The organism is Spirillospora sp. CA-142024 (genome assembly GCF_050942325.1).
In the GTDB taxonomy this organism is placed as follows: Bacteria; Actinomycetota; Actinomycetes; order Streptosporangiales; family Streptosporangiaceae; genus Spirillospora.
Map to the genome: position 1 here is coordinate 1,757,976 of NZ_CP192077.1, position 25,296 is coordinate 1,783,271.

At 71.2% G+C, this 25,296-nt stretch carries 25 protein-coding genes and 1 tRNA gene; 22 read left to right on the forward strand and 4 right to left on the reverse strand.

The genetic code is table 11. From position 1 onward, the window contains the following. The first annotated feature begins 30 nt into the window (after positions 1-30). The 11 genes from metG to ACQPZP_RS08640 all read left to right on the forward strand — a co-directional run bounded on the left by metG (position 31) and on the right by ACQPZP_RS08640 (position 10,668). A complete protein-coding gene (gene metG, locus ACQPZP_RS08590; RefSeq protein ID WP_433477093.1) occupies positions 31-1,860 on the forward strand; it encodes a methionine--tRNA ligase in 1,830 nt (609 codons plus the stop codon). After that, positions 1,857-2,681, forward strand: coding sequence for a TatD family hydrolase (locus ACQPZP_RS08595; RefSeq protein WP_433477094.1), 825 nt, complete (start codon positions 1,857-1,859; stop codon positions 2,679-2,681). The genes metG and ACQPZP_RS08595 overlap by 4 nt, the downstream gene beginning before the upstream one ends. 134 nt (positions 2,682-2,815) lie before the next feature. Continuing rightward, on the forward strand, positions 2,816-3,622 hold the full coding sequence (locus tag ACQPZP_RS08600) for a transglycosylase family protein (protein WP_433477095.1): 807 nt from the start codon (positions 2,816-2,818) through the stop codon (positions 3,620-3,622). 58 nt (positions 3,623-3,680) lie between these two features. Further along, positions 3,681-4,562: a 16S rRNA (adenine(1518)-N(6)/adenine(1519)-N(6))-dimethyltransferase RsmA gene (rsmA, locus tag ACQPZP_RS08605; RefSeq protein ID WP_433477096.1), complete on the forward strand. Its 882-nt coding sequence runs from the start codon at positions 3,681-3,683 to the stop codon at positions 4,560-4,562. A gap of 52 nt (positions 4,563-4,614) precedes the next feature. Continuing rightward, positions 4,615-5,727 (forward strand): glycoside hydrolase family 26 protein, encoded by a 1,113-nt coding sequence (locus ACQPZP_RS08610; protein ID WP_433477097.1) that lies wholly within the window; start codon positions 4,615-4,617, stop codon positions 5,725-5,727. Between the two features lie 21 nt (positions 5,728-5,748). After that, the gene (locus ACQPZP_RS08615; protein WP_433477098.1) at positions 5,749-6,672 is read left to right on the forward strand and encodes a 4-(cytidine 5'-diphospho)-2-C-methyl-D-erythritol kinase; all 924 of its coding nucleotides are present in this window, start codon (positions 5,749-5,751) and stop codon (positions 6,670-6,672) included. Between the two features lie 113 nt (positions 6,673-6,785). Beyond that, entirely contained in the window at positions 6,786-7,001 is a 216-nt protein-coding gene (locus ACQPZP_RS08620) for a hypothetical protein (protein ID WP_433477099.1), read from the forward strand. Between the two features lie 43 nt (positions 7,002-7,044). Further along, positions 7,045-7,503 carry a hypothetical protein gene (locus ACQPZP_RS08625; protein ID WP_433477100.1) on the forward strand — a complete coding sequence of 153 codons (459 nt, stop codon included), beginning with the start codon at positions 7,045-7,047 and terminating at the stop codon, positions 7,501-7,503. 5 nt (positions 7,504-7,508) lie between these two features. Beyond that, the gene (locus tag ACQPZP_RS08630) at positions 7,509-7,685 is read left to right on the forward strand and encodes a hypothetical protein (RefSeq protein ID WP_433477101.1); all 177 of its coding nucleotides are present in this window, start codon (positions 7,509-7,511) and stop codon (positions 7,683-7,685) included. Positions 7,686-7,735: 50 nt separating this feature from the next. Next, on the forward strand, positions 7,736-9,493 hold the full coding sequence (locus ACQPZP_RS08635) for an ABC-F family ATP-binding cassette domain-containing protein (RefSeq protein ID WP_433477102.1): 1,758 nt from the start codon (positions 7,736-7,738) through the stop codon (positions 9,491-9,493). Positions 9,494-9,549: 56 nt separating this feature from the next. Beyond that, positions 9,550-10,668, forward strand: coding sequence for an amidase (locus ACQPZP_RS08640; protein WP_433477103.1), 1,119 nt, complete (start codon positions 9,550-9,552; stop codon positions 10,666-10,668). 53 nt (positions 10,669-10,721) lie between these two features. Here ACQPZP_RS08640 and ACQPZP_RS08645 read toward each other — a convergent pair whose 3' ends face one another. Next, positions 10,722-11,210, reverse strand: a complete 489-nt coding sequence (locus ACQPZP_RS08645; protein WP_433477104.1) for a MarR family winged helix-turn-helix transcriptional regulator — start codon at positions 11,208-11,210, stop codon at positions 10,722-10,724. 43 nt (positions 11,211-11,253) lie between these two features. Then, on the reverse strand, positions 11,254-12,057 hold the full coding sequence (locus ACQPZP_RS08650; protein WP_433477105.1) for a patatin-like phospholipase family protein: 804 nt from the start codon (positions 12,055-12,057) through the stop codon (positions 11,254-11,256). A 104-nt stretch (positions 12,058-12,161) separates the two neighbouring features. Here ACQPZP_RS08650 and ACQPZP_RS08655 point away from each other — a divergent pair, with 104 nt between their 5' ends. Both ACQPZP_RS08655 and ACQPZP_RS08660 read left to right on the forward strand, forming a co-directional pair. Continuing rightward, positions 12,162-12,953 carry a trans-aconitate 2-methyltransferase gene (locus ACQPZP_RS08655; RefSeq protein WP_433477106.1) on the forward strand — a complete coding sequence of 264 codons (792 nt, stop codon included), beginning with the start codon at positions 12,162-12,164 and terminating at the stop codon, positions 12,951-12,953. Between the two features lie 174 nt (positions 12,954-13,127). Beyond that, a complete protein-coding gene (locus ACQPZP_RS08660; protein WP_433477107.1) occupies positions 13,128-13,490 on the forward strand; it encodes a VOC family protein in 363 nt (120 codons plus the stop codon). Here the strand turns inward: ACQPZP_RS08660 and ACQPZP_RS08665 are convergent. Continuing rightward, the gene (locus ACQPZP_RS08665; protein WP_433477108.1) at positions 13,482-14,264 is read right to left on the reverse strand and encodes a TetR/AcrR family transcriptional regulator; all 783 of its coding nucleotides are present in this window, start codon (positions 14,262-14,264) and stop codon (positions 13,482-13,484) included. The two genes, ACQPZP_RS08660 and ACQPZP_RS08665, sit on opposite strands and share 9 nt — an antisense overlap. Before the next feature lie 17 nt (positions 14,265-14,281). Then, the gene (locus ACQPZP_RS08670; protein ID WP_433477109.1) at positions 14,282-15,235 is read right to left on the reverse strand and encodes an acyl-CoA desaturase; all 954 of its coding nucleotides are present in this window, start codon (positions 15,233-15,235) and stop codon (positions 14,282-14,284) included. A 481-nt stretch (positions 15,236-15,716) separates the two neighbouring features. Between ACQPZP_RS08670 and ACQPZP_RS08675 the strand changes: the two genes are divergently transcribed. The 9 genes from ACQPZP_RS08675 (at position 15,717) to ACQPZP_RS08715 (ending at position 25,251) form a co-directional block, all read left to right on the forward strand. Beyond that, positions 15,717-15,789 (forward strand) — tRNA-Gln (locus ACQPZP_RS08675). Between the two features lie 155 nt (positions 15,790-15,944). Next, the gene (gene glmU / locus ACQPZP_RS08680) at positions 15,945-17,387 is read left to right on the forward strand and encodes a bifunctional UDP-N-acetylglucosamine diphosphorylase/glucosamine-1-phosphate N-acetyltransferase GlmU (RefSeq protein WP_433477110.1); all 1,443 of its coding nucleotides are present in this window, start codon (positions 15,945-15,947) and stop codon (positions 17,385-17,387) included. Positions 17,388-17,554: 167 nt separating this feature from the next. Beyond that, complete coding sequence (locus tag ACQPZP_RS08685) at positions 17,555-18,535, forward strand: ribose-phosphate diphosphokinase (RefSeq protein ID WP_433467183.1); 981 nt, start codon at positions 17,555-17,557, stop codon at positions 18,533-18,535. A gap of 218 nt (positions 18,536-18,753) precedes the next feature. Beyond that, entirely contained in the window at positions 18,754-19,377 is a 624-nt protein-coding gene (locus tag ACQPZP_RS08690) for a 50S ribosomal protein L25/general stress protein Ctc (RefSeq protein WP_433477111.1), read from the forward strand. A gap of 118 nt (positions 19,378-19,495) precedes the next feature. After that, complete coding sequence (pth, locus tag ACQPZP_RS08695) at positions 19,496-20,071, forward strand: aminoacyl-tRNA hydrolase (RefSeq protein WP_433477112.1); 576 nt, start codon at positions 19,496-19,498, stop codon at positions 20,069-20,071. A 251-nt stretch (positions 20,072-20,322) separates the two neighbouring features. Continuing rightward, positions 20,323-21,795, forward strand: coding sequence for a sugar transferase (locus tag ACQPZP_RS08700; RefSeq protein ID WP_433477113.1), 1,473 nt, complete (start codon positions 20,323-20,325; stop codon positions 21,793-21,795). A 122-nt stretch (positions 21,796-21,917) separates the two neighbouring features. Continuing rightward, positions 21,918-22,904, forward strand: a complete 987-nt coding sequence (locus ACQPZP_RS08705) for a 3'(2'),5'-bisphosphate nucleotidase CysQ (protein ID WP_433477114.1) — start codon at positions 21,918-21,920, stop codon at positions 22,902-22,904. A gap of 122 nt (positions 22,905-23,026) precedes the next feature. Beyond that, entirely contained in the window at positions 23,027-23,944 is a 918-nt protein-coding gene (gene cysD / locus ACQPZP_RS08710; protein WP_433477115.1) for a sulfate adenylyltransferase subunit CysD, read from the forward strand. Between the two features lie 44 nt (positions 23,945-23,988). Continuing rightward, on the forward strand, positions 23,989-25,251 hold the full coding sequence (locus ACQPZP_RS08715; protein WP_433479571.1) for a sulfate adenylyltransferase subunit 1: 1,263 nt from the start codon (positions 23,989-23,991) through the stop codon (positions 25,249-25,251). Positions 25,252-25,296 lie beyond the last annotated feature (45 nt).

Genomic DNA, 25,296 nt, shown 5'->3' on the forward strand with positions numbered 1-25,296 from the left:
GGCGTCCGTGACGCGACTACCCTTGATTCCATGTCCTCGTCAAGCCGTCATATCTTGACCGCGCCCGCTTGGCCGTACGCCAACGGGCCCCGTCACATCGGGCACGTCTCCGGTTTCGCGCTGCCCGCCGACATGTTCAGCCGCTACCAGCGGATGGCGGGCAACAAGGTCCTGATGGTCAGCGGCACCGACGAGCACGGCACGCCGATCCAGGTGCAGGCCGACAAGGAGGGCGTGACCGCCCGCGAGCTGGCCGACCGGTACAGCGGCGTGATCGCCGAGGACCTGCACGGCCTCGGCATGACCTACGACCTGTTCACCCGGACGACGACGCTGAACCACTACGCGATCGTCCAGGAGATCTTCAAGGGCCTGTACGACAACGGCTACATCTTCCCGACCAAGACGATGGGCGCGATCTCGCCGTCCACCGGCCGGACGCTCCCGGACCGCTACATCGAGGGCACCTGCCCCATCTGCGGGTACGACGGGGCGCGCGGCGACCAGTGCGACAACTGCGGCAACCAGCTCGACCCCATCGACCTGATCAACCCGGTGTCCCGGATCAACGGCGAGAAGCCGAAGTTCGTGGAGACCGAGCACTTCATGCTCGACCTGCCGGCGTTCACCGAGGTCCTCGGCCGGTACCTCCGCGGCAAGCAGGGCGGGGGGGCGGCGGGGCGTAGCCATGGGGGTGAAACACCGTGGCGGCCGAACGTGCTGAAGTTCGCGCTGAACCTGCTCGACGACATGCAGCCCCGCGCGATCAGCCGCGACCTCGACTGGGGCGTGCCGATCCCGCTGGACGGCTGGCGCGACAACCCGGCGAAGAAGCTGTACGTGTGGTTCGACGCGGTCGTCGGCTACTTCTCCGCGTCGGTGGAGTGGGCGCGGCGGTCCGGCGACCCGGAGGCGTGGCGCGCCTGGTGGCAGGACCCGGAGGCCCTGTCCTACTACTTCATGGGCAAGGACAACATCGTCTTCCACGCCGAGATCTGGCCGGCGATGCTGCTCGGCTACGGCGGCCAGGGCGACAAGGGCGGCACGCCGGGTTCGCTGGGCGCGCTGAACGTCCCGACGGAGGTCGTGTCGTCGGAGTTCCTGACGATGGAGGGCCGCAAGTTCTCCTCGTCCCGGCAGGTCGTCATCTACGTGAAGGACTTCCTGGAGCGCTACGACGTGGACGCGCTGCGCTACTACGTCGCGGTCGCCGGGCCGGAGAACCAGGACACCGACTTCACGTGGTCCGAGTTCGTCCGCCGCAACAACGACGAGCTGGTCGCCGCGTGGGGCAACCTCGTGAACCGGTCCGTGAACATGGCGGCGAAGAACTTCGGCGCGATCCCGGAGGCGGGCGACCTCACCGACGCCGACCGGGCGCTGATGGAGCGCAGCCGCACCGCGTTCGCGGCCGTGGGCGCCGAGCTCGGACGGTCCCGCTTCAAGAACTCGATCACCGAGGCGCTGGACGTCGTCCGCGACGCCAACAAGTACCTGTCCGACCAGGCGCCGTGGAAGCTGAAGGACGACCCCGAGCGCGTCAAGTCGATCCTGCACACCGCCCTCCAGGTGGTGGACGACGCCAAGACGCTGCTGACGCCGTTCCTGCCGAACTCGTCCCAGAAGGTTTACGAGATGCTGGGCGGGCAGGGCGTGTGGAGCGGGATGCCGGAGCTGACGACGGTGTCGGAGGAGGGCGGCCCCGACTACCGCGTCCTGACCGGCGACTACGCGACCGAGGCGCGCTGGGAGTCCACGCCGATCAAGCCGGGCGTGCCGCTGGCCAAGCCGACACCGCTGTTCAAGAAGCTCGACGCCTCCGTGGTGGACGAGGAACTCGCGAGGCTGGAGAACACGTGAGCCGAGACGGGGACGGGCAGGCCTCACGGTCGTACCCGCCGCTTCCCGAGCGCCTGCCTGTCGACGTCTTCGACAGCCACTGCCATCTCGACATCGTCGAGACGCCCGTCGACGAGCAGCTGAAGTCGGCTAAGGCGGCGGGCATCACGCGGATCGTCACGATCGGCTGCGACCTGCCGTCCTCCCGGTTCGCCGTGGACGCCGCCGACGAGTTCGACGACGTGTACGCGGCGGTCGCGATCCACCCGAACGAGACGACGGGGATCTCCGACGCGGTCCTGGCGGACATCGAGCTGCTGGCCGCGCACCCGAAGGTGCGCGCGATCGGCGAGACCGGCCTGGACTACTACCGGGACTGGGCGCCGAAGGACGACCAGCACCGGGCCTTCCGTGAGCACATATCGATCGCCAAGCGCACCGGCAAGGCCCTGGTCGTCCACGACCGGGAGGCGCACGACGACGTGCTCGCGATCCTGGACGAGGTGGGCCCGCCGGACACGGTCGTCTTCCATTGCTATTCGGGCGACGCCCGGATGGCCGGGATCTGTGCGGAGCGCGGCTATCTGATGAGCTTCGCCGGGAACGTCACGTTCAAGAATGCCGAGCCGCTGCGGGAGGCGCTGAAGGCGGCGCCGCTCGACCTCCTGCTCGTGGAGACCGACGCGCCGTTCCTCACGCCGATCCCGCACCGCGGCAAGCCGAACGCCTCGTACCTGATCCCGCACACCGTGCGCGCGATGGCCGAGATCAAGGACGTGGACCTGGCGGAGCTGTGCGCCGCGATCGCCGCGAACGGGGAGCGCGCCTTCGGTTCCTGGTGACCAGCGGACAGACGGGGACATACTGCCCATAAGGGGCCTGTGGGGGCGTTGAGGTGGCGGAGACGGGCGGGGGGCTCTAATCTCTGGCCCGTTGAACGGGCGCCCCCGAGCCCGGCCCCCTGGAGGAACCCCCCGTGCCTTGGAAACCCGTGCGTCGCACGCTCATGCCCACCGCCGCGCTGCTGGCGACCGTGCTGCTGGCCGCGGCGTGCGGCGGAGACGGGGCGGGCCGGAAGAACACTGGCGCCGTCGCGGACGCGCCGCGCACCAGCGCCCCCGCGCCGCGCAAGGTCGTCATCGTGGTCGACGCGAAGAAGACCGAGACGATGACGACCGGCACGACCGTCCAGCAGGTCCTGGAGCAGGCGAAGGTCGCGCTCGGGCCGCACGACCTGGTCAAGCCGGCCGCCAACCAGCCCGCCGGGGACGTGATCAAGATCATGCGGCTGCTGTCGGACCCGGTGACCAAGATCGTGAAGACGCCCGCGCCGACGGTCCGCAAGAAGAGCTCGTCCGTCCCGCCGTGGAGCGAGAAGGAGCTGCGCAAGGGGCGCCCCGGCCTCAAGATCGTGAAGATGGCGTACGTCCGGCGCAAGGGCAAGAAGGTGAGGAAGGTCATCGCGCAGAAGGTGACGCGCAAGCCGGTCGCGCGGATCCTCGCGGTGGGCCCGAAGTCGGGGGGCGGCGGCTCGGCCGCGCGGCTGAACTGGCACGGGCTCGCCAACTGCGAGTCCCACAACAACCCGAAGGCCGTGAACCCGGCCGGCTACTACGGCCTCTACCAGTTCTCCTTGGCGTCCTGGGCGTCGGTGGGCGGGACGGGCAAGCCCTCCGACGCCAGCGCGGGCGAGCAGACCTACCGGGCGCAGCTCCTCTACAACAAGGTGAACGGGCGGTGGCAGGGTCAGTGGCCCAACTGCGGGAGGTTCCTGTTCTCCTGACCGGGCGGGCGGAGGTCCTGGGGGACGTCCCCCGGGAATGACAGGGGAGAATCGGGGCGTGGGGGAGACCAGAGGGCTGCTCGGGCCGGCCGACGTGCGGGAGCTGGCCGGGCGGCTCGGCATCAGGCCGACGAAGACGCTCGGGCAGAACTTCGTCATCGACGCGAACACCGTCCGGCGGATCGTCCGGGTCGCCGAGCTGTCTCCCGAGGACGTCGTCCTTGAGGTGGGGCCCGGGCTGGGGTCGCTCACGCTGGCGCTGCTGCCGGAGGTGCGTCGCGTCGTCGCCGTGGAGATCGACCCGGCGCTCGCCGCCGAGCTGCCCGCCACGGCCGCCGCGCGCGAGCCCGATCTCGCGGGACGCCTGGAGGTCGTGCGGGCCGACGCGATGAAGATCACACACGTGCCGGGGCCGGCGCCCACGGCGCTCGTCGCGAACCTGCCCTACAACGTCGCCGTGCCCGTCGTCCTGCACCTGCTGGCCGTGCTGCCGTCGCTGCGGACCGCGCTCGTCATGGTGCAGGCCGAGGTCGCCGACCGGATGACCGCCGCGCCCGGGGGCAAGATCTACGGGGTGCCGTCGGTGAAGCTCGCCTGGTACGGCGACGCCCGCCGTGCCGGGGCCGTCGGCCGCGCCGTGTTCTGGCCCGCGCCGAACGTGGACTCCGGCCTCGTCGCGTTCACCCGCCGTGACCGGCCGCCGGGCGCGGTGTCCCGGGAGGAGGTGTTCGCCGTGGTCGACGCCGCGTTCGCGCAGCGCCGCAAGACGCTGCGGGCGGCTCTGGCAGCGTGGGCCGGGTCCCCGTCCGCCGCCGAGGACGCGCTGCGCGCCGCCGGCGTCGACCCGCGGATCCGGGGCGAAGCGCTGGACGTGGCCGCCTTCGCCCGGATTGCCGAGTATGGTCCTTCACGCCGGGAAGATCACCCTCAGACACCCTAGGCGAAGGCTCCCTCGGGGGAACTCAGCGGATCAGCACGAGCCGGAGGTCGATGTGAAGGCGCGTTCGCGGACGTCGCGGGCCAGGTTGCCGATCGTGGGGACGGCGCTGCTCGCGGCCGTCGGCATGGTCGCGACGATGGCCGCGGGCTGCGGTGACGGCGCGGGCGCGGCACCCAAGATCACGACGACGGCGCGGGCGGGCGTCGCCCCCGTCCCGCCGGCGAAGGGGGCCTACTTCGGGGCCTGGGTGCCGCCGGAGGGCACCGGCAGGCCGTCCGCCTCCGCTTCGGCGTCTCCGTCGGACTCCCCGTCCGGCTCTCCCTCGGCGTCGCCGTCCGGGAAGGACGCCGGCAAGCCCGGCATGGCGCCCGTCGCCGGTTTCGAGCACCAGCTCGGCCGGCAGTTGGACATCGTGCAGAGCTACCGGGGCTGGAAGAGCGACTTCCCCGGCGGGCTGGAGAAGTCCGTCGCCGACGGCAACCGCTACCTGCTGCTGACCTGGGCGGGCGCGGACACCCGGGAGATCGCCCAGGGCGAGTACGACGACCTCATCGAACAGCGCGCCCGCGCCATCAAGGCCCTCGGCAAACCGGTCTTCCTGCGCTGGTCGCGGGACATGGACAAGTCGTCCGGCCGGAAACGCGTCCACTCGGCGGCCGACTACATCGCCGCCTGGAAGCACCTGCGAGAGATCTTCAAGCGGGAGAACGTCGACAACGTCGCGTGGGTGTGGTGCCCCACTGCCCGCGGCTTCAGCGGCGCGGACGCCGGCTCCTACTACCCCGGCGACGACCAGGTCGACTGGATCTGCGCCGACGCCGCACCCGGCGGCGACTACGACTACCGCGACCTGTCGGAGGCCGTGAAGCTGTTCATGGAGTGGGCGCGCAAGCGGCACAAGCCCATCATGATCGCCGAGTTCGGGGTGCCGAAGTCCTACGGCCCGCGCCGCGCCGACTGGCTCCGCGCGGCCGCCAAGACCCTGCAGGACCCGCAGGTCAAGGCGGTCGTGTACTTCAACTCCGACGAGCAGGCCGAGGACGCCCGCGACAAGCGCCGCGCGTACTCGGTGACCGGTGACAAGCACGCGACGTCCGCCCTGCGCGAGCTAGCCACCACGCCCTACTTCAACCCCCGCAACCTACCCGTCACCAGTGGCGGGTAGGCGTCCTCTAGGGTTTCCGTCGTGAACGCAGTGACGGTACGCGTCCCCGCCAAGGTCAACCTGCAGCTCGGCGTGGGACCGCTCCGCGATGACGGCTACCACGACCTCGTCAACGTGTTCCACGCCGTGTCCCTGTTCGACGAGGTGACGGCCGAGCCGTCGGGGCGGCTGGAGGTGAGCGTCCAGGCGGCCCCGCACTCGCGCGTCGCGATCGGCGGCGTCCCGACCGACGAGGACAACCTCGCGGCCCGGGCCGCGAGGCTCGTCGCGGAGCGCCTCGGCGTCCGGCCGGACGTCCGGCTGCGGATCCGCAAGGCGATCCCGGTCGCCGGCGGCATGGCGGGGGGCAGCGCCGACGCCGCCGCCGCGCTCGTCGCCTGCGCCCGGCTCTGGGACGACCGGGATCAGCTCACCCGCGACGACCTGATGGAGATCGGCGCGGACCTCGGCAGCGACGTCCCGTTCGCCGTCCTCGGCGGGACCGCCGTCGGCGTCGGGCGCGGCGAGCGGCTCACCCCCGCCCTCACCCGCGGAACCTTCCACTGGGTGTTCGCCACCGCGGACGGCGGCCTGTCCACCCCCGCCGTCTACGCCGAGTGCGACCGGCTCCGGCTGGAGGCGGACGAGGCGGCGCAGTGGCCGACCGTGTCCGAGGGGCTGATGACCGCGCTCGCCACCGGCGACCCCAAGGGGCTCGGCGCGACCCTGTCGAACGACCTGCAGCCCGCGGCGCTGTCGCTGCGCCCGTCGCTGCGCCGCACGATCGACGCCGGACGCGATCTCGGCGCGATCGGTGCGCTCGTCTCCGGCTCCGGCCCCACCTGCGCGTTCCTCGCCGAGACGGACGACGACGCCGTGGGCCTCGCGGAGGCGCTGCACGGCGCCGGCGTCGCGGAGCAGATCGTCCGGGCGCACGGCCCTGTCCCCGGCGCCACACTGGTATGACCGCGCGGCGGTAGCTGCGCTCGTCACACAAGCGAACTTCACCCCCACACTGCGCGTCATCTACCCGTGACACCGATTCCCTCCGGCACCGATTCATCCGGCGAGGTGGAGCGATGACGTATCTGTCCGGGTTGCTGGGCTTCGTGGCGCTCGCCATGATGGCGACGCTGGTCCTGCTGGCCGTGCGCCGCGACCGGGCCCTCAGCCGCAACGCGCCCGACAAGGTCGTGGGCGGCACAGGCGGGCCGGGCACGGCCGGACCAGGGACGGCCGGCTCCGGGACGGTCGTGTCCCGCAAGGTCGTGCAGGGGGAGGCGGGCGGCCAGTAGGCTCGGGGTGTCCCGGCTTCAACCACGATTTGGCGGACAAAGCATGACGGCCGCGCTTCTCCTCGCGATCATCTTCCTCGTCGTCCTCATCGGCGCCGGGGTCCTCGTCGTGGTCCTCGTCACGAGCTCCCGGAAGCGCACGGACACGGCCTACCGCCCACCCGGCGCACCCGGCCAGCCCCTCCCACCCGGCCAGCCCTACCAACCGGGCCAGCCGTATCAGGCGGGCCAGCCGGGACAGCCCGATCAGGCAGGTCAGTTCGGTCAGCCGGGTCAACCCGGCCAGCCGTATCAGCCAGGCCAGTCCGGCCAGCCGTATCAACCGGGTCAGCCCGACCAGCCGGGCCAGCCGTATCAGCCAGGTCAGTTCGGTCAGCCGGGTCAGCAGGGACAGCCCGATCAGCCAGGCCAGCCGTATCAGCCGGGCCAGCCGTATCAGCCGGGTCAGGCTGATCAGCCTGGTCAGCCGGGCGGGCCGGCGGGCCCGCCACCTGGAGCGTGAGTATCGTGAGCATGGCGGGCCCCGGCGTGGTCGAGATCCTTCTCATCCTGATCGTCCTCGCCGCGGTCGTCGCCGTTCCGGTGATCGTGGTGATCGTGGCCGTGACCGCGCGGAAGCGGCGGGAGAGCGGGACCGCCTACCGTCCGCCGGGGGCGCCGGGCGGGCCGCCGCCGGGTGTCTGAAGGCCCGGCCGCTCCGGGGGGCCTCCGCGGGCTAATAAACTGCAGGCGTCGTGAATCTGATCAACCTTGAGAACGTCGCCAAGGCCTACGGGCCCCAGCCGCTGCTCGACGCCGTGTCCCTCGGCCTGGACGAGGGCGACCGCGTCGGCGTCGTCGGCCGCAACGGCGGTGGGAAGAGCACCCTCGTGTCCGTCCTCGCGCGGGAGACCGAACCCGACGACGGCCGCGTCACCCACGCGCGCGGGGTCCGCCTCGGCTACCTGACCCAGCGGGATGCGTTCCCGGACGGCGCCACGGTCCGGTCCGTGGTGCTGGGCGACCGCGCGGAGCACGAGTGGGCGGGCGACGTCCGCGTCCGCGACATCCTCGGCGGGCTGCTCGCCGACCTCGACCTGGACGCTCCGCTCGCCGGGATGTCCGGCGGGGAGCGCCGCCGGGTCGCGCTGGCCCGGCTCCTCGTCCCCGAGTCCGACCTGCTGATGCTGGACGAGCCCACCAACCACCTCGACATCGAGGCGATCGACTGGCTGGCGCGGCACCTGAAGGACCGCAAGGTCGCGGTGCTCGTCGTCACCCACGACCGCTGGTTCCTCGACGAGGTCACCGACCGGACGTGGGAGGTCGTCGACGGCCGCGTCGAACGCTACGAGGGCGGCTACTCCGCCTACGTCCTCGCCAAGGCCGAGCGCTCCCGGATCGCCGCCGCCACCGAGGCCAAGCGGCAGAACCTGCTCCGCAAGGAGCTGGCGTGGCTGCGCCGCGGCCCGCAGGCCCGCACGTCCAAGCCCAAGTTCCGGGTGGACGCCGCGCAGGCGCTCATCGCCGACGAGCCGCCGCTGCGCGACTCGGTGGAGCTGACCCGGTTCGCGACCGCGCGGCTCGGCAAGACCGTCTACGAGGTTGAGGACGCGACCGTCGAACTCGGCGGCCGTGACCTCTTCAAGCGCATGACGTGGCGGCTCGGCCCCGGCGAACGCGTCGGACTCGTCGGCGTCAACGGCAGCGGCAAGAGCACCCTGCTGCGCCTGCTCGACGGCTCGGTGCGGCCCGCCTCCGGCACGGTCGTCCAGGGCAAGACCGTCCAGCTCGCGCATCTGTCGCAGAACCTGGAGGAACTCGACCCTTCGCGGCGCGTCCTGGAGTCGGTCGAGGAGATCCGCCGCCGCATCACGGTCGGCAAGCGCGAATGGACGGCGAGCCAGCTCCTGGAACGGCTCGGCTTCCCCGGCGACCGGCAGTGGACGCCCGTCGGCGACCTGTCCGGAGGCGAGCGCCGCCGTCTGCAGATTCTCCGCCTTCTCATGGGCGAACCCAACGTCCTCCTCCTGGACGAGCCCACCAACGACCTCGACATCGAGACGCTCACCGAGGTCGAAGACCTCCTGGACGGCTGGCCCGGGACGCTCGTCGTCGTCAGCCACGACCGGTACTTCCTGGAACGCATCACCGACCACGTCGTGGCGCTGCTCGGCGACGGCCGGGTGTCGATGCTGCCCGGCGGCGTCGACGAGTACCTCGAACGCCGCGCGGCCGGGACCGCGCCCAAACCCGGCGCCGCCCGGGACGAGCCGGCGCCCCCGAAACCAAAGGCCGGCGGACAGGACTGGAAGGCCCGCAAGGAGCTCGACCGGCTGGAACGCCGCCTGGAGAAGCTCGCCGGGCAGGAGGCCGACCTCCACGAGCAGCTCGCCGCGCACGCCACCGACTACGCCAAGCTCCAGGAGCTCGACGCCCGGCTCAAGGAGATCCAGTCCGAGGCCGCCACGGTCGAGGAGGAGTGGCTGATGCTCGCCGAGGATCTCGGCTGACCGGCACCTGACCGGCACGGCTGGAAAATCTGGGTCGGAGCGGGGATCATCCCTGGATGACGACCTGGATCATCAGGACGGACGAGCCGGGCGACGGCCCGCGCCTCGCAGTCAAGGACGCGATCGACGTCGCCGGCCTGCCCACCACCGCGGGCTGCCGGGCCGTCGCCGAGCGCGCCGGACCGGCCGCCGCCGACGCGCCCGTCGTCGCGTCCGCCCGCGCGCAGGGCGCCCGCATCGCCGGCAAGGTCAACCTCACCGAGCTGTGCATGGTGGCCGACGGCGTCAACCCGTGGACGGGCACGCCGGTGAACCCGCTCGACCCGTCCCGCGTGCCGGGCGGCTCCTCCAGCGGCTCCGCGGTCGCCGTCGCCACCGGCGAGGCCGACGTCGCGTTCGGCACCGACACGGCCGGGTCGGTCCGCATCCCCGCCGCCTGCTGCGGCATCGCCGGGCTGAAGACCACCAACGGCCGCATCCCCCTGGACGGCGTGTACCCGCTCTCGCCGACCCTGGACATCGTCGGGCCGATGGGCCGCGACGTCGCCGCCGTCGTCCTCGGCATGACGCTGCTCGAACCCGGCTTCGCCCCCGTCCCGTACGACCCGTCCGGGACGATCGCGCGCCTCCGTGTGGACGGCGTCGACCCCGCGATCGACGCCGCCGTCGACGACGCGCTGCGCCGCCTCGGCCCCGTCACCGACGTGACGTCCGAGCACTACACCGACGCGGCCACGGCCAACGGCATGATCATCAGCGACGAGGCGTGGAGGCTGGACGGGCACCTGCTCGCCGAACCCGCCAAGCTGAGCGGACGAATCGCGAGGCGCCTCCAGACCATGCACGAGGTGTCCGGCGCCGGGAAGCTCGACTGGGCCCTCGGCGTGAAGAAGGCGCTCAGGGCCGAACTGGACGCGATCCTCACCCGGCACGCGGCGATCGCCCTGCCCGTGCTGCCCTGCGTCGCCCCCGAACCCGGCGAGGCGGACGAATCCGATCTCGTCCTCACCTCGCTGGTGGGCCAGATCAACGTCGCCGGCCTCCCCGCGTTCGCCCTGCCCGTCCCCCTGCCGGGCTCACACCTCCCGGCGTCCGTCCAGCTGATAGGCCCCGCCGGCGCCGAAGAACACCTCTGCGGCCTGGCCGCCGCCCTGGAGACCACCCTGACCCCTTGACCAAGAACCCCCAGCTCGTGACGGGGGTTCCAGGGGGTCGCCCCCCTGGGAGATCAAGCGTCGAACGGGATGAGGAGGGTGCGGAGGAGGGCGGCGAGGGCGTCGTGCTGGTCGGGGGAGAGGGTCTCCAGGATCTCCTGCTCGCGGGCCAGCAGGTCGGCGAAGGCCGCGTCCACGCGGGTCAGGCCCGCGTCGGTGAGGCGGACCTGGACGCCGCGCTTGTCCTGCGGATCGGGGTGTCGCTCGACCAGCCCGGCCGCGGCCAGCCGGTCGATGCGGTTGGTCATGGTGCCGGACGTCACCAGCGTCGCGCGCAGCAGCAGTCCGGGGCTCAGCTGGTACGGGGCGCCCGCCCGGCGCAGCGCCGTGAGGACGTCGAACTCCCACGACTCCAGGCCGTGGTCCGCGAACACCGCGCGGCGCGCGCGGTCGAGGTGCCGGGCCAGCCGGGACACGCGGCTGAGGACCTGAAGCGGCCGGACGTCCAGGTCCGGACGCTCGGTGTTCCACGCCTCGACCAGCCTGTCGACCTCATCGCGCATGCCGACACCCTACCTGTCTTGATATCGAGAAAGCCGGTGCCGATCAGCGACGCAGGGCGAGCGCTCCGGCGATCCGCTCCGCCGCCTCCGGCGCCTGCCGGACCCCCTCCCGGTAGACCGGGGCCCACCGGGACCGGTCGCCGACGTTCGGCCCGAACACCTCCAGCGCCCGCTCGTCCGGGACGATCCGGACGTCCCCGCCGCCGTGCGACATGTGGGGGAGCGGCTCGATGACGATCAGCGGCCCGGCCCCCTTCGCCAGTTCCTCGTTGGACCAGCCCGCGAACGCGCCGTCCAGGTAGCGCCGCCCGCCGATCGCGACCGGCTCGGCGAAACCCGGCGCGGCGCTGCTCGCGGCGACCGCGAGCGAGAGCGGGACGCCGCTCGACGCGTCCCACACGACCGGTTCGCCCGACTCCACCTCGACCCCGGTGATCAGCAGCCGGGTCTCGGGCCACCTGTCCGTCCCCACCAGGTAGCTCATGCTCGCGTGGTGCCGTTGCGCGGGCAGTGCCCCATTGTCCAGTGCCAGCCGGCCGATCCGCCGCCTGACCTCGCCGGGATCCAGCGCCGGGTCGCGGCCCAGCTCGAACACCCGCGCCATGACCGAGCCGTCCACCGCCGGAGGCGGACCACCGGCCGGCGGCAGTTCGGCCAGCGCCGCCAGATCCCGTCCCGTGGTGATCGCGGCGCCGGCGATCGCGCCCGCCGAGGTGCCGACGACCAGCCCCGCGTCCGCCGGTTCCACGCCCGCCTCGCGCAGTCCGGCCGCGAGGCCGAGCAGCCATGCCGTTCCCACCGGTCCGCCGGGGCCGAGCGCCAGGGCCCATCCGCTGTTGTTCGTCATGCCGAGGAGCCTAGGAACAGCGCAGGCGCGGTCGCATCCGTCGACCGACTGGGCCGCGCCAAGACTCTTGACATCAAGATACGGGTCGGGCAAGATGTCTCTTGATGTCAAGAGAAAGCGAAGCCGTGTGGGATCCCGCGCAGTACGGGATCTTCAGCGATCAGCGCGCCAGGCCCTTCGCCGAACTCGCCGGGCGCCTCGGCGGCACCCCGCCGGCCCGCGTCGCCGACCTCGGCTGCGGCTCCGGCGAACTCACCGCCACCCTCGCCGCCCGCTGGCCGGACGCCGTCATCGACGCGTTCGACGGCTCACCCGAGATGATCGCCAAGGCCCGCGAGCACGAGATCCCGGGACGGCTCGCCTTCCGCGTCGCCGACGTCGCCACCTGGAAGCCCGAGGAACCCGTCGACCTCGTCTTCTCCAACGCCGTCTTCCAGTGGGTCCCCGAACACCTCGACCTGCTGCCCCGATGGGCCCACGCCCTCACGCCCGGCGGACGAATCGCCTTCCAGGTCCCCGGCAACTTCGATGCGCCCAGCCACGTCCTGCTGCGCGAGCTCGGCCGCTCCGAGAGGTGGCGCGGCAAGCTCGGGTCCTTCCAGCGGGACGCGCCCGTCCTCGACCCCGCCGGCTACCTCGACCTCCTCACCCGCCACGGATGCGCCGTCGACGCCTGGGAGACCACGTACGCCCAAGTCCTCCACGGCGACGACCCCGTCCTCGAATGGGTCAAGGGGACCGCGCTGCGACCCGTCCTGACGGCACTCGACCCCGAGGAGACCGAGGAGTTCCTCGCCGACTACCGGGAAAGGCTCCGGCGCGCCTACCCCGCCGCCCCCTACGGCACCGTGTTCCCCTTCCGGAGGATCTTCGTGATCGCCACCCGGAGGCCCTAGACGCGATGCCGCCCGGCCCGCCGGGGGAAGCGACTCGTTCCCCTGCGGTGCCAACCCGGACGGACGGGCGGCGTCCGCAGAACCCGGACTCGCGACCCGAGACCGGCGACCCCTGGCCGGCGGCCACCCGGACGAACTCCGGGCGGCCGCCGGTCGCACCCTCCGGAGGCGACCATGATCACCGGTGTCCACCACGTCCAGCTCGCCGCCCCGCCCGGCAGCGAGGACCGGCTCCGCGCCTTCTACTCCGGCGTCCTCGGACTCGACGAGATCCCCAAGCCGCCGGAACTCGCCAAGCGCGGCGGAGCCTGGTTCCGCGGCCCCGGCGTCGAACTCCACCTCGGCATCGAGCATGACTTCCGGCCCGCCCGCAAGGCCCATCCGGGGCTGCTCGCCGACGACCTGGACGCCCTCGCCGCGCGCCTGCAGGCCGCCGGCCACGAGACCAGGCCGGACGATCTCTTTCCCGGGCACCGCCGGCTCTACGCCGACGACCCGGTCGGCAACCGGCTCGAATTCCTGCAGCCGTCACGCTGACGGGTCGGGGATCTCCTCGAAATCACGCTGTGCCCTGCGCTGTGCCTTCTCGGCCTTCGCCGCCGCCCGCTCCTCGGCCTTCTCCGCCTTCGCCGCGGCCTTCTCCGCACGCTTCTCCATGCGCTCCAGCTCCTTGCGGCGCTGGCGCGGGTCGAGCGACGGCTTCGGCTCCAGCCCCGCCAGCCCGTTCCACGCCAGGTTCACTATGTGCGCGGCGACATCCTCCCGGCGAGGCTTGCGCACGTCCAGCCACCACTGGCCCGTCAACGCGACCATGCCGACCAGGCTCTGCGCGTACAGCGGCGCGAACTTGTCGTCGTACCCGTGCCGGTCGAACTCCTGGGCCAGTATGTACTCCACCTCGCCGGCGATCTCGCTCAGCAGGCTCGCGTAACTGCCGGTGCCCGTGCCGCCGTGCGAGTCGCGCACGATGATCCGGAACCCGTCCGGGTGCTCCTCGATGTACTCCAGCAGTGCCAGCGCGGCCTTCTCCAGCTTGCTGCGGTAGTGGATCGCCGAGTCCAGCGCGTCCGTGACGAGTTTCAGCAGCCGCTCGAACTCCCGGTCGACGACGACCGCGTACAGCCCTTCCTTGCCGCCGAAGTGCTCGTACACCACGGGCTTCGAGACACCGGCCGCCGACGCGATCTCCTCCACCGACGTGCCGTCCAGGCCGCGCTCGGCGAACAGCGTCCGGCCGATGTCGACAAGCTGTTCGCGTCGTTCCTTACCGGTCATCCGCTTTCTGCGGGGCCTGGGAGCGGGTTCTGTCACGGGATCAATTGTGACGGTCAAACCGCCTGCTTCGTGCGCTTCGCCGCCAGCCTGTCGCGGTTCGGCCACCGGACGTCATGGGCCAGGCGCATCTTCTCGAACGCCCAGATGATGCGCGCGCTGATGTCGACCTGCCCCTTCAGGACGCCGTGACGTGCACAGGTCGGGTCCGAGTGGTGCAGGTTGTGCCACGACTCGCCCAGCGACGGGATCGCCAGCCACCACACGTTGCGGGACTTGTCGCGGACCTCGAACTCCTCCTTGCCGAAGGTGTGGCAGATCGAGTTGATGGACCACGTCACATGGTGAACCAGCGTGATCCGGACGAACCCCGCCCAGAACAGCGCCGTCAGGAACCCCGTCCACGACATCGAGACCAGCCCGCCGATCACCGCCGGCAGCAGGAACGACACCGCGACCAGCCCGGGGAAGGCCAGGTGGATGCGCCGGATGTCGCGGTCGTTCAGCAGGTCCTTGGCGAACCGCTGCTTGGACGTCCTGTTGGCGTCGAACAGCCAGCCGTAGTGCGCCCAGGCCAGCCCCTTCGTCAGCGCCTTCCAGTCGTTGCCGAACCGCCACGGCGAGTGCGGGTCGAACTCCTTGTCCGAGTGCTTGTGATGCCGCCGGTGGTCGGCGACCCACGTGATGACCGGTCCCTCGATGGCCATGCTCCCGGCCAGCGCCATGAAGATCTTCAGCCCGCGCCTGGCCTTGAACGACCCGTGCGTGAAGTACCGGTGGTATCCGACCGTGATGCCCGCCGCGGACAGCACGTAGAAGACCATCGTGAGCACGACGTCCGTCCAGCCGAGGAACCGGCCCCAGACGAGCGGCACGGCCGCGAACAGAGCCAGGAACGGCAGACCGGTGAACGCGGCGACGAGCGCCCGTTCGGCGTTGCCCTGCGTGTCAGGCGCGAGTTCGGGACGCCCCTGCGGGCGGGGAGGATCCATGGTCGGGGCTGTTGTCATGCGTCACCACTTCCTGCGACTCGGGGCAGCCTTACCTACGCCAACGTAACCTACGCATCCGTAAGTTGCCCAGTGGCGAACGGTAAAATCAGCGAGAAACTGCCTCATACGCCACAAAACTCTCCTGCGAAACAGACAACGACCGGCCCGCCGCGGAAGGGCGCATGGAAGGCCCTCACCAGGACGAACGCTCGACCGGCGGCAAAGGATCCCTGGATGTGCCGCCGACCCTGCGGCGCGCTCGACCCATGTGCCGCGGCGTGCCCGCCCCCGCGGAGACCGCCGCGCCGTCCGCGCCCTGGCTCGGGCCGGACGACACCGAGATGGGTTGCCCGCACAGGACGCTCTAAACCGATCCCGACAAACAGGCAGACTCCGGGCATCGCCCTGCGCAGGCCGAGGTAATAGGTGTGGGGTCGTGTGCCCACGGCCGGTATCGTGGGCCTCGCAGGCGCCCCGGGCGGGGATGAGGTCCTGCCGATCCGCCGTGGCGTAATTGGCAACGCAGTGGGTTTTGGTCCCAAAGACTCCAGGTTCGACTCCTGGCGGCGGAACTGCCTGAAATGTCCAGAGGGTCGCCTTGGGGTGGGCGGCGGGGTGACAGGTGGGGAGCGGGCGGTATCCTGCCCGTGTCGGGTTCGCCGTGGCGTGATGTCGCAGGTGGCGGGCCCGTGAACCGATCCCGTCCGCGATGCCGAGGAGCCTCCTTGTGAGCGCTGCGAGCCGCCCGGCCGCCGTCATCGTTCTCGCCGCGGGCGAGGGCACCCGGATGAAGTCCCGCACCTCGAAGGTGCTGCACGAGCTGTGCGGGCGCACCATGCTCGGCCATGTGCTGGCCGCCGCCCGCGAACTGGAGCCCGAGCGGCTCGTCGTGGTCGTCGGGCACCGGCGCGAGCAGGTCGTCGCGCATCTCGCCGAGCATGCGCCGGACGCCGAGGCCGCCGTCCAGGACCGGCAGGGCGGGACGGGGCACGCCGTGAGGATGGCGCTGGAGCAGACCGGCGCGCTGAACGGGACCGTGGTGGTCACGAACGGCGACCACCCGCTGCTGCGGGGCGAGACGCTGCGGGCGCTCGTCGAGGCGCACGAGGACGAGGGGAACGCCGCCACCGTCCTGACGACCGAGATGCCCGACGCGACCGGGTATGGGCGGATGATCCGTGCCGCGGACGGCAGCGTCGAGGCGATCGTCGAGCACAAGGACGCGACCGCCGAACAGCGCGCCATCAACGAGATCAACGTCGGCATGTACGCGTTCGACGGGGCGCTGCTGGCGGACGCGCTGAAGCGGGTGACCACCGACAACGCCAAGGGCGAGGAGTACCTCACCGACGTCGTCGCGATCATGCGCGGGGACGGGCACCGGGCCGGCGCGCACCTTGCCGCCGACTGGGTGGAGACCCAGGGCGTGAACGACAAGGTCCAGCTGGCGCAGGCGCGCAGGCAGCTGAACGACCGGATCCTCGAAGCGCACATGCGGGCCGGTGTCACGATCATCGACCCGGCCTCCACCTGGATCGACGTGGGCGTGACCGCGGATCAGGACGCGGAGATCCACCCGGGAACGCAGCTGCACGGCCGCACGCATCTCGGCGAGGGCGCGCGGGTCGGCCCGGGCTGCACGCTGACCGACACGACGGTCGGCCCGGGCGCGTCGGTGATCAACGCGGTGTGCGCGGGGGCGGAGGTCGGCCCGGAGGCGTCGGTCGGGCCGTACGCGTACCTGCGGCCGGGCACCAGGCTGGCGAGCGGGGCCAAGGTCGGGACGTACGTCGAGACGAAGAACGCCGACATCGGCGAGGGCACGAAGGTGCCGCACCTGACCTATGTGGGGGACGCCGAGATCGGCGAGTACTCCAACATCGGCGCGAGCTCGGTGTTCGTGAACTATGACGGGGTGCAGAAGCACCGCAGCGTCATCGGGTCGCATGTGAAGGTCGGCAGCGACAACATGATCGTCGCGCCCGTGACGGTGGGCGACGGCGCCTACACGGCGGCGGGCTCGGTGATCATCCAGGACGTCCCGCCGGGGGCGATGGCGGTCGCGCGGGCGCGGCAGCGCAACGTCGAGGGCTGGGTCGAGCGGAAGCGGCCGGGGACGCCGGCGGCCGAGGCGGCCCGCCGGGCCAAGGACGAGGACGGCACGCCGTAGCGCGCGCCCGATGAGGACCGCCCCGCCGTCGGCGGGAACGCGGGGGACAGCGGCGTCCTCCGGAACAACAGAGCGAACCGTGCACCGGAGTCTTGTTGTGGTGCGCGGGGAGTGGGGACAACACCCCACATATAAGGCAGAGTTCCATTGAGGGGGAGTTGTCAGAGGTGAGTGGGATCAAAGCGAGCGGCCAGAAGAAGATGATGCTCTTCACCGGCCGAGCCCACCCGGACCTGGCCAAGGAAGTATCCGACAACCTCCACGTCGACCTGACGCCGACGTCCGCCTACGACTTCGCCAACGGTGAGACGTTCGTGCGGTTCCTGGAGTCGGTCCGCGGCTCCGACGCGTTCGTGATCCAGAGCCACACGGCTCCCATCAATCAGTGGATCATGGAGCAGCTGATCATGGTGGACGCGCTGAAGCGCGCGTCCGCCAAGCGGATCACCGTGGTGGCGCCCTTCTTCGGCTACGCCCGGCAGGACAAGAAGCACCGCGGCCGGGAGCCGATCTCGGCCCGGCTGATGGCGGACCTGTTCAAGACGGCGGGCACGGACCGGCTGATCGCCGTCGACCTGCACACCGCCCAGATCCAGGGCTTCTTCGACGGCCCGGTGGATCATCTGTTCGCGCTGGACCTGCTGGCGCAGCACTTCGAGAGCCGGCTGGACACCTCCCAGGTCACGGTCGTCGCGCCGGACGCGGGCCGGGTGCGGGTCACCGAGCGGTGGAGCGACCGGCTCGGCGGCGTTCCGATGGCGATCATCCACAAGAAGCGCGACCCGGACGTGGCGAACGAGGTCAAGGTGTTCGACGTCGTGGGCGAGGTCAAGGGCCGGACGTGCGTCGTGGTGGACGACATGATCGACACCGGCGGGACGATCGTGAAGGCGGCGGACGCGCTGTTCGACCAGGGCGCCACGAAGGTCGTCGTCGCGGCGACGCACGGCGTGCTGTCGGGCCCGGCGGTGGACCGGCTGAAGAACTCGCGGATCTCCGAGGTGGTGCTGACGAACACGCTGCCCATCTCCGAGGAGAAGCAGTTCGACAAGCTGACCGTGCTGTCGATCGCGCCGCTGATCGCCCGTGCCATCAACGAGGTGTTCTCCGACGGTTCGGTGACGAGTCTCTTCGGCGGCCACAGCTAGGGCCTTGGCATTGGGCGTCGCGGTGTTGGGCTAGACTTGTGCAACCGCGTATGCCCCGGGTCGTTCAGTGCGGTGTCGGGACAGGGGCCGCACTCCCCGGGATACGCAAAAGAATCTTCGAGGCGCCTGACGCATCGAGCAACGCCTGATTCGCTCTGTCCGTAGCGGACGTCCAGTGCCGGACGGCCGTGGATCGCAACAACTGAGGAGTTTTCGTCGTGTCCGAGGTACGCATCGCCGCCGAGCCGCGCACCGAGTTCGGTAAGGGTGCCGCGCGGCGCACCCGCCGGGCCGGCAAGGTGCCCGCCGTCCTCTACGGTCACGGCACCGACCCGCAGCACATCTCGCTGCCGGGGCACGACCTGATGCTGGCGCTCAAGACGCCGAACGTGCTGCTGACCATCGAGGGGCTCGCCGGTGGCGCGGAGCTGGCGCTGCCGAAGGACGTCCAGCGCGACCCGGTCAAGGGGTTCCTGGAGCATGTCGACCTGCTGCTGGTGAAGCGCGGCGAGAAGGTCGTCGTGGACCTGCCGGTCAACGTGGTGGGCGACGTGATCCCGGGCGGCCGGCTCGCGCAGGCGGTTGTGGAGATCTCCGTGGAGGCGGAGGCGACGCACATCCCCGAGTCCGTCGACCTGGACATCACCGGGCTGGAGATCGACTCGCAGGTGCTGGCGAAGGACCTCAAGCTGCCGTCCGGCACCACGCTGGTGGCCGACGAGGAGATCCTGATCGTGCAGATCACCGACGCGACCGTGTCGGCCGAGGCGGCGGCCGAGGCGCCCGAGGCGCCGGCCGAGGGTGCGGCCGCCGAGGGCGAGGGCGAGTCCGCCGCCGAGTGACGCGGGCGCGGCCGCGCGGGACGCGGGCCGCTTGGTCTTCTCACGGTCCCCGCCGGTGTTCGCACCGGCGGGGACCGTGTTCTGTCGGTGCCGGTTTTCTGCTGCGTGAGGAGTGCGGGTGAGCACGGATCTCTGGCTGGTGGTGGGGCTGGGCAATCCGGGGCCCTCGTATGCGAAGAACCGGCACAACGCGGGGTTCATGGTGCTGGACGTCCTCGCCGCACGGGCCGGCGGGAAGTTCAGGTCGCACCGGGCCCGGGCCGACGTGCTGGAGGGACGTCTCGCCGGCGCGCGGGTGGTGCTGGCGAAGCCCAGGTCGTTCATGAACGAGTCGGGCGGCCCGGTGAAGGGGCTGCGCGATTTCTACAAGGTGCCGGTGGAGCGGCTGATCGTCGTCCATGACGAACTGGACATTCCCTTCGGCGCGGTGCGGTTGAAGCAGGGCGGCGGCGACAACGGGCACAACGGCCTGCGTTCGGTGACGAAGTCGCTGGGCACGAAGGACTATCTGCGGGTGAGGTTCGGGGTGGGCCGGCCGCCGGGACGAATGGATCCGGCGGCGTTCGTGCTGAAGGACTTCTCCGCGGCGGAGCGCAAGGACCTCGATCTGGAGGTGGACCGCGCGGCGGACGCCGTGGAGGCGCTGCTGTCCGGCGGGCTGGCCGCAGCGCAGAACGCCTTCCACGCCGGGTGACCGGATCCGGCCGCCGGACGCGCCGGTCCGGCGGTGATCGGCCGCCCACGGCGCCGTTTTGTGCGCGTCCACCCTTGTTCGCATGCATTGCCGGGCGGATGCCCGCGTTCCACCCGTGACCATGGCAAAGCGGCCGTAAGATGCAGGTCGAATGAGGTTCAGGATGCATGTGAACCTCAGGCTGCGTTCAACCGTCTTCGGTGTGAATCGCGCTGACGGGGCGCGTGTTACAGAGGATTGGTGAGTGGTTTATGGCCGTCGTTGACAAGGTCCAGGCCGAGTCATCGATCCGCCATGACCAGAAGCGCACCTCGTCGCCGAACTGGAGCGGATCCTACCGCCGGTTCGCGGTGTTCCTCGATTTCGCCAGCATGCTGATGGCCGGTGTGATCGCGTTCGTGCTCCGGTTCCCCGGTGTGCCGACGGAACTGGACGCGCCGTACGTGGCACTCACCGTGGTGCTTCCGCTGGCGTGGGTCCCGACGCTGGTGCTGTGCCGGGCGTACCAGCCCCGGTACGTGGGCGTCGGCTATGAGGAGTTCCACCGGGTGCTGCGCGCCGGATTCATCCTCACCGCGGTCGTCGCGATCGTGGCGTACGCGACCAAGACCGATGTGGCGCGCGGCTATGTGGTGATGGCGTTGCCGCTGGGGACGTTCCTGGCGTTCGTGGCGCGGTACCGGCTGCGCAAGTGGCTGCACCGGAAGCGCTGGCACGGCGAGTGCATGCGGCGCGTGGTGGCGGTGGGGCACCGCACGTCCGTGGCCGACCTGATCCGGGTGCTGCGGAAGAAGCGGTACCACGGGATGGACATCGTGGCCGTGTGCCTGCCGCCGGCGCTGGCCTCGGGCGACGACGCGGTCGCCGAGGTCGAGGACGTCCCGGTGCTGGGCGACTTCGCGCAGGCGGCGGCGGTTGCCGACCGGATCGGCGCCGACTCGGTGGCGGTGCTGGCGTGCCCGGAGATGGACGGGGTGGCGCTGCGGCGGCTGGCGTGGCAGATCGAGCGCAACGACGTGGAGCTGGTGGTCGCGCCGGCGCTGATGGACGTGACCGGACCGCGGATCTCGATCCGGCCGGTGTCGGGGCTGCCGCTGCTGCACGTGGAGCACCCGGAGCTGGACGGCGGCCGCAAGGTGCTCAAGGGCCTGGTGGACCGGGTGGCGGCGCTGGCCGGGATCGTGGCGCTGAGCCCGCTGCTCGCCCTGATCGCGGTGCTGATCAAGATGTCCGGGGGGCCGGTGCTGTTCCGGCAGACCCGGGTCGGGCGCGGCGGCCGCGAGTTCACGGTCCTGAAGTTCCGCACCATGGTGGCCGACGCGGAGGCGCGGCGGCTGGACCTGCTCGCCGCCAACGACAACGACGGGGTGCTGTTCAAGATCCGGCAGGACCCGCGGGTGACGCGGGTGGGGCGCCGGCTGCGCCGGTACTCGCTGGACGAGCTGCCGCAGTTGTTCAACGTGCTGCGGGGCGAGATGTCGCTGGTGGGTCCGCGCCCGCCGCTGCCCGAAGAGGTGGCCCAGTACGGCGGCGACGTGTACCGGCGGCTGGTGGTCAAGCCCGGCCTGACCGGGCTGTGGCAGGTCAGCGGCCGCTCGGACCTGTCGTGGGAGGAGTCGGTCCGGCTCGACCTGCGGTACGTCGACAACTGGACCCTTGCGCTGGACCTCCAGATCATGTGGAAGACCTGGTCGGCGGTGTTCCGCGGCTCGGGCGCGTACTAGCCCGCACCGGCCCGCGCCGGTCCGTCCGCTGGGTGGGACGGTGACCCTGGCACGCGGTGTCATCGGGTATGCATGAGAAAGTTGACCGTGCAGACCAGTCGAGTCGGGAATGTGATGGACGAATGACCTGGGCAGGGGCGGCGGACGACCACGCGCTGGCGGCGGAGCTCGCCGGCACGGCGGGGCGGCTGCTGCTGGGCGTGCGGGACGAGATGGGCTTCGCGGACGCGCGGGCCCTGAAGGACACGGGCGACCTGCGGGCGCACGAGTACCTCATGGCGGCGCTCGCCGAGCGCTGTCCCGGTGACGCCGTCCTGTCGGAGGAGGGGCGCTCGTCGGTCGCGGGGAAGCGGTCGAAGGGCGACGACCGCGCCCCGACCCGCAACACCGCGGACGCCGAGCGGCTCACCGCCCGCCGGGTGTGGATCGTGGACCCGCTGGACGGCACCCGGGAGTTCTCCGAGGAGGGCCGCCGCGACTGGGCCGTCCACGTGGCGCTCTGGGAGCGCGACGAGAACGGCGGCAGGCTGGTCGCCGGGGCGGTGGCGCTGCCGGCGCAGGGCCTGACGCTCCGCACCGACGCGACGGGTGGTGCGTCTCTCGTCCGCACGGACATGGGCGACCCCGACCCTGTCACCGCCGGGCCCGAGGCCGGGCGCAAGACGCTTCCGCGTGAGGTGCCGCTGCACATTCCGGCGCCGGACGCGGGCAAGCTCCGCATCGCCGTCAGCCGGACGCGCCCGCCCGAGTTCGTCCGGCAGCTTGCTCAAAGGCTGGCCAAGGCGGTTCCGGGGGGTGTGGGGGGTCGTCCCCCCTCGGACGGCATCGACGTGGAGCTGGTGCCGATCGGGTCGGCGGGGGCGAAGATCTCCGCGGTGCTGCTCGGCGAGGTGGACGCCTACGTGCACGCGGGCGGCCAGTACGAGTGGGATTCGGCGGCGCCGGCGGCGGTCGCGCTCGGTGCGGGGGCGCACGCGTCCCGGATCGACGGGTCGGCGCTCGCGTACAACCGGAAGGACCCCCTGCTCCCGGATATCCTGGTGTGCCATCCCATGTCGGCGTCGACGCTGCTGACCGGCATACGGGAAACAGGCGGCGCCCTGCCCTGACCGTCCGCCCCACGGACGGGACTGAAACACGGCGGGCCGGCGTTCGACCCGGTGGGAAGGCGAGCGCCCGTCCCGTGCCACCGGTTGCATCTGCCAGAACAGCGTGGAGAGAGCCCCAGACCATGCAGCGTTGCGATTACCTGCTGTCCCAGCTAGACGTGCTCGAAGCCGAGTCGATCCATATCTTCCGGGAGGTGGCGGCCGAGTTCGAGCGGCCGGTGCTGCTGTTCTCGGGCGGCAAGGACAGCATCGTCATGCTGCGCCTGGCCGAGAAGGCCTTCTGGCCGGCGCCGATCCCGTTCCCGGTGATGCACGTCGACACCGGGCACAACTTCCCGGAGGTGATCGAGTTCCGGGACCGGCGGGTCGCCGAGCTCGGCGTCCGGCTGATCGTGGCGTCGGTGCAGGACGCGATCGACAGCGGCCGGGTGACCGAGCAGAAGGGGCGCCGCGCGTCCCGGAACCGGCTGCAGATCACGCCGCTGCTGGACGCGATCGAGGAGAACCAGTTCGACGCGGCGTTCGGCGGGGCGCGGCGGGACGAGGAGAAGGCCCGCGCCAAGGAGCGGGTGGTGTCGTTCCGGGACGAGTTCGGGCAGTGGGATCCGAAGAACCAGCGTCCGGAGCTGTGGAACCTGTTCAACACGAAGATCGTCCAGGGCGAGCACGTCCGGGTGTTCCCGCTGTCGAACTGGACCGAGCTCGACATCTGGGACTACGTCCGGCGTGAGGAGCTCGACCTTCCGCCGATCTACTTCGCGCACACCCGGCGCGTGTTCGAGCGGGACGGCCTGCTCCTGGACGCCGAGACGGGTTACGCGAACCGCGGCGACGACGAGCCGGAGTTCGACGCGACGGTCCGGTACCGCACCGTCGGCGACGCGTCCTGCACGGGCGCGGTGAAGTCGAACGCGGCGACGCTCGACGAGGTGATCGAGGAGATCGCTGCGACGCGGATCACCGAGCGCGGCCAGACCCGCGCCGACGACCGCACCAGCGAGGCCGCGATGGAGGACCGCAAGAAGGAGGGCTACTTCTGATGGCCGGCACGGACCAGACCGCCAAGACCGGCGCCGCGAAGACCATGGACCTCCTGCGGTTCGCGACCGCCGGCAGCGTCGACGACGGCAAGTCGACGCTGATCGGCCGGCTGCTGTTCGACTCCAAGTCGATCTTCGAGGACCAGCTGGAGTCGGTCGAGAAGACCAGCGTCGACCGGGGCGAGGAGTACACGAACCTGGCGCTGCTGACCGACGGCCTGCGCGCCGAGCGGGAGCAGGGCATCACCATCGACGTGGCGTACCGGTATTTCGCGACGCCGCGCCGCAAGTTCATCATCGCGGACACGCCGGGGCACATCCAGTACACCCGGAACATGGTGACGGGCGCCTCCACCGCCGACCTGGCGATCATCCTGGTGGACGCGCGGAAGGGCATCCTGGAGCAGTCGCGCCGGCACGCGTTCCTCACCACGCTCCTCCAGGTCCCGCACCTGGTCGTGGCGGTCAACAAGATGGACCTGGTCGGCTACGACCGGGCCGTGTACGAGCAGATCGTGGACGAGTTCACGGCGTTCGCCTCCAAGCTGGAGGTGACGGACCTGACGTTCATCCCGATCTCGGCGCTGCACGGCGACAACGTCGTCGAGCGCAGCGTGAACATGCCGTGGTACGAGGGCTCCTCGCTGCTGCACCACCTGGAGCACGTGCACATCGCGTCCGACCGCAACCTGATCGACGTGCGGTTCCCGGTGCAGTACGTGATCCGCCCGCACGCCTCGACCGACCCCGACCTGCACGACTACCGCGGCTACGCGGGCCAGGTCGCGGGCGGCGTGCTGAAGCCGGGCGACGAGGTGGTGCACCTGCCGTCCGGGCTGACCACGAGGATCACCCACATCGACGGGCCGGGCGGCCCGGTCGACGAGGCGTTCGCGCCGATGTCGGTCACGCTCCGCCTCGCCGACGACATCGACATCTCCCGCGGCGACATGATCGCCCGTCCGCACAACCGTCCCGAGGTCGCGCAGGACATCGACGCGATGGTCTGCTGGATGACCCCGGACAGCACCCTCGCGCCGCGGTCGAAGCTGGTCATCAAGCACACCACCCGCACCGCGAAGGCGCTGGTGAAGAACCTGCACTACCGGCTGGACGTCAACACGTTGCACCGCGACGAGCAGGCGGCCGGCCTGGGCCTGAACGAGATCGGCCGTGTCTCCCTGCGCGTGACGCAGCCGCTGTTCGTGGACGACTACGGCCGCAACCGCCTCACCGGCGGCTTCATTCTCATCGACGAGGCCACCAACAACACCGTCGCCGCCGGCATGATCACCGGCGCGCGCTGACCGCGCGCCGCGGGGCCCGCCGGGCCCCGCGGGCCCTCCCCCCTC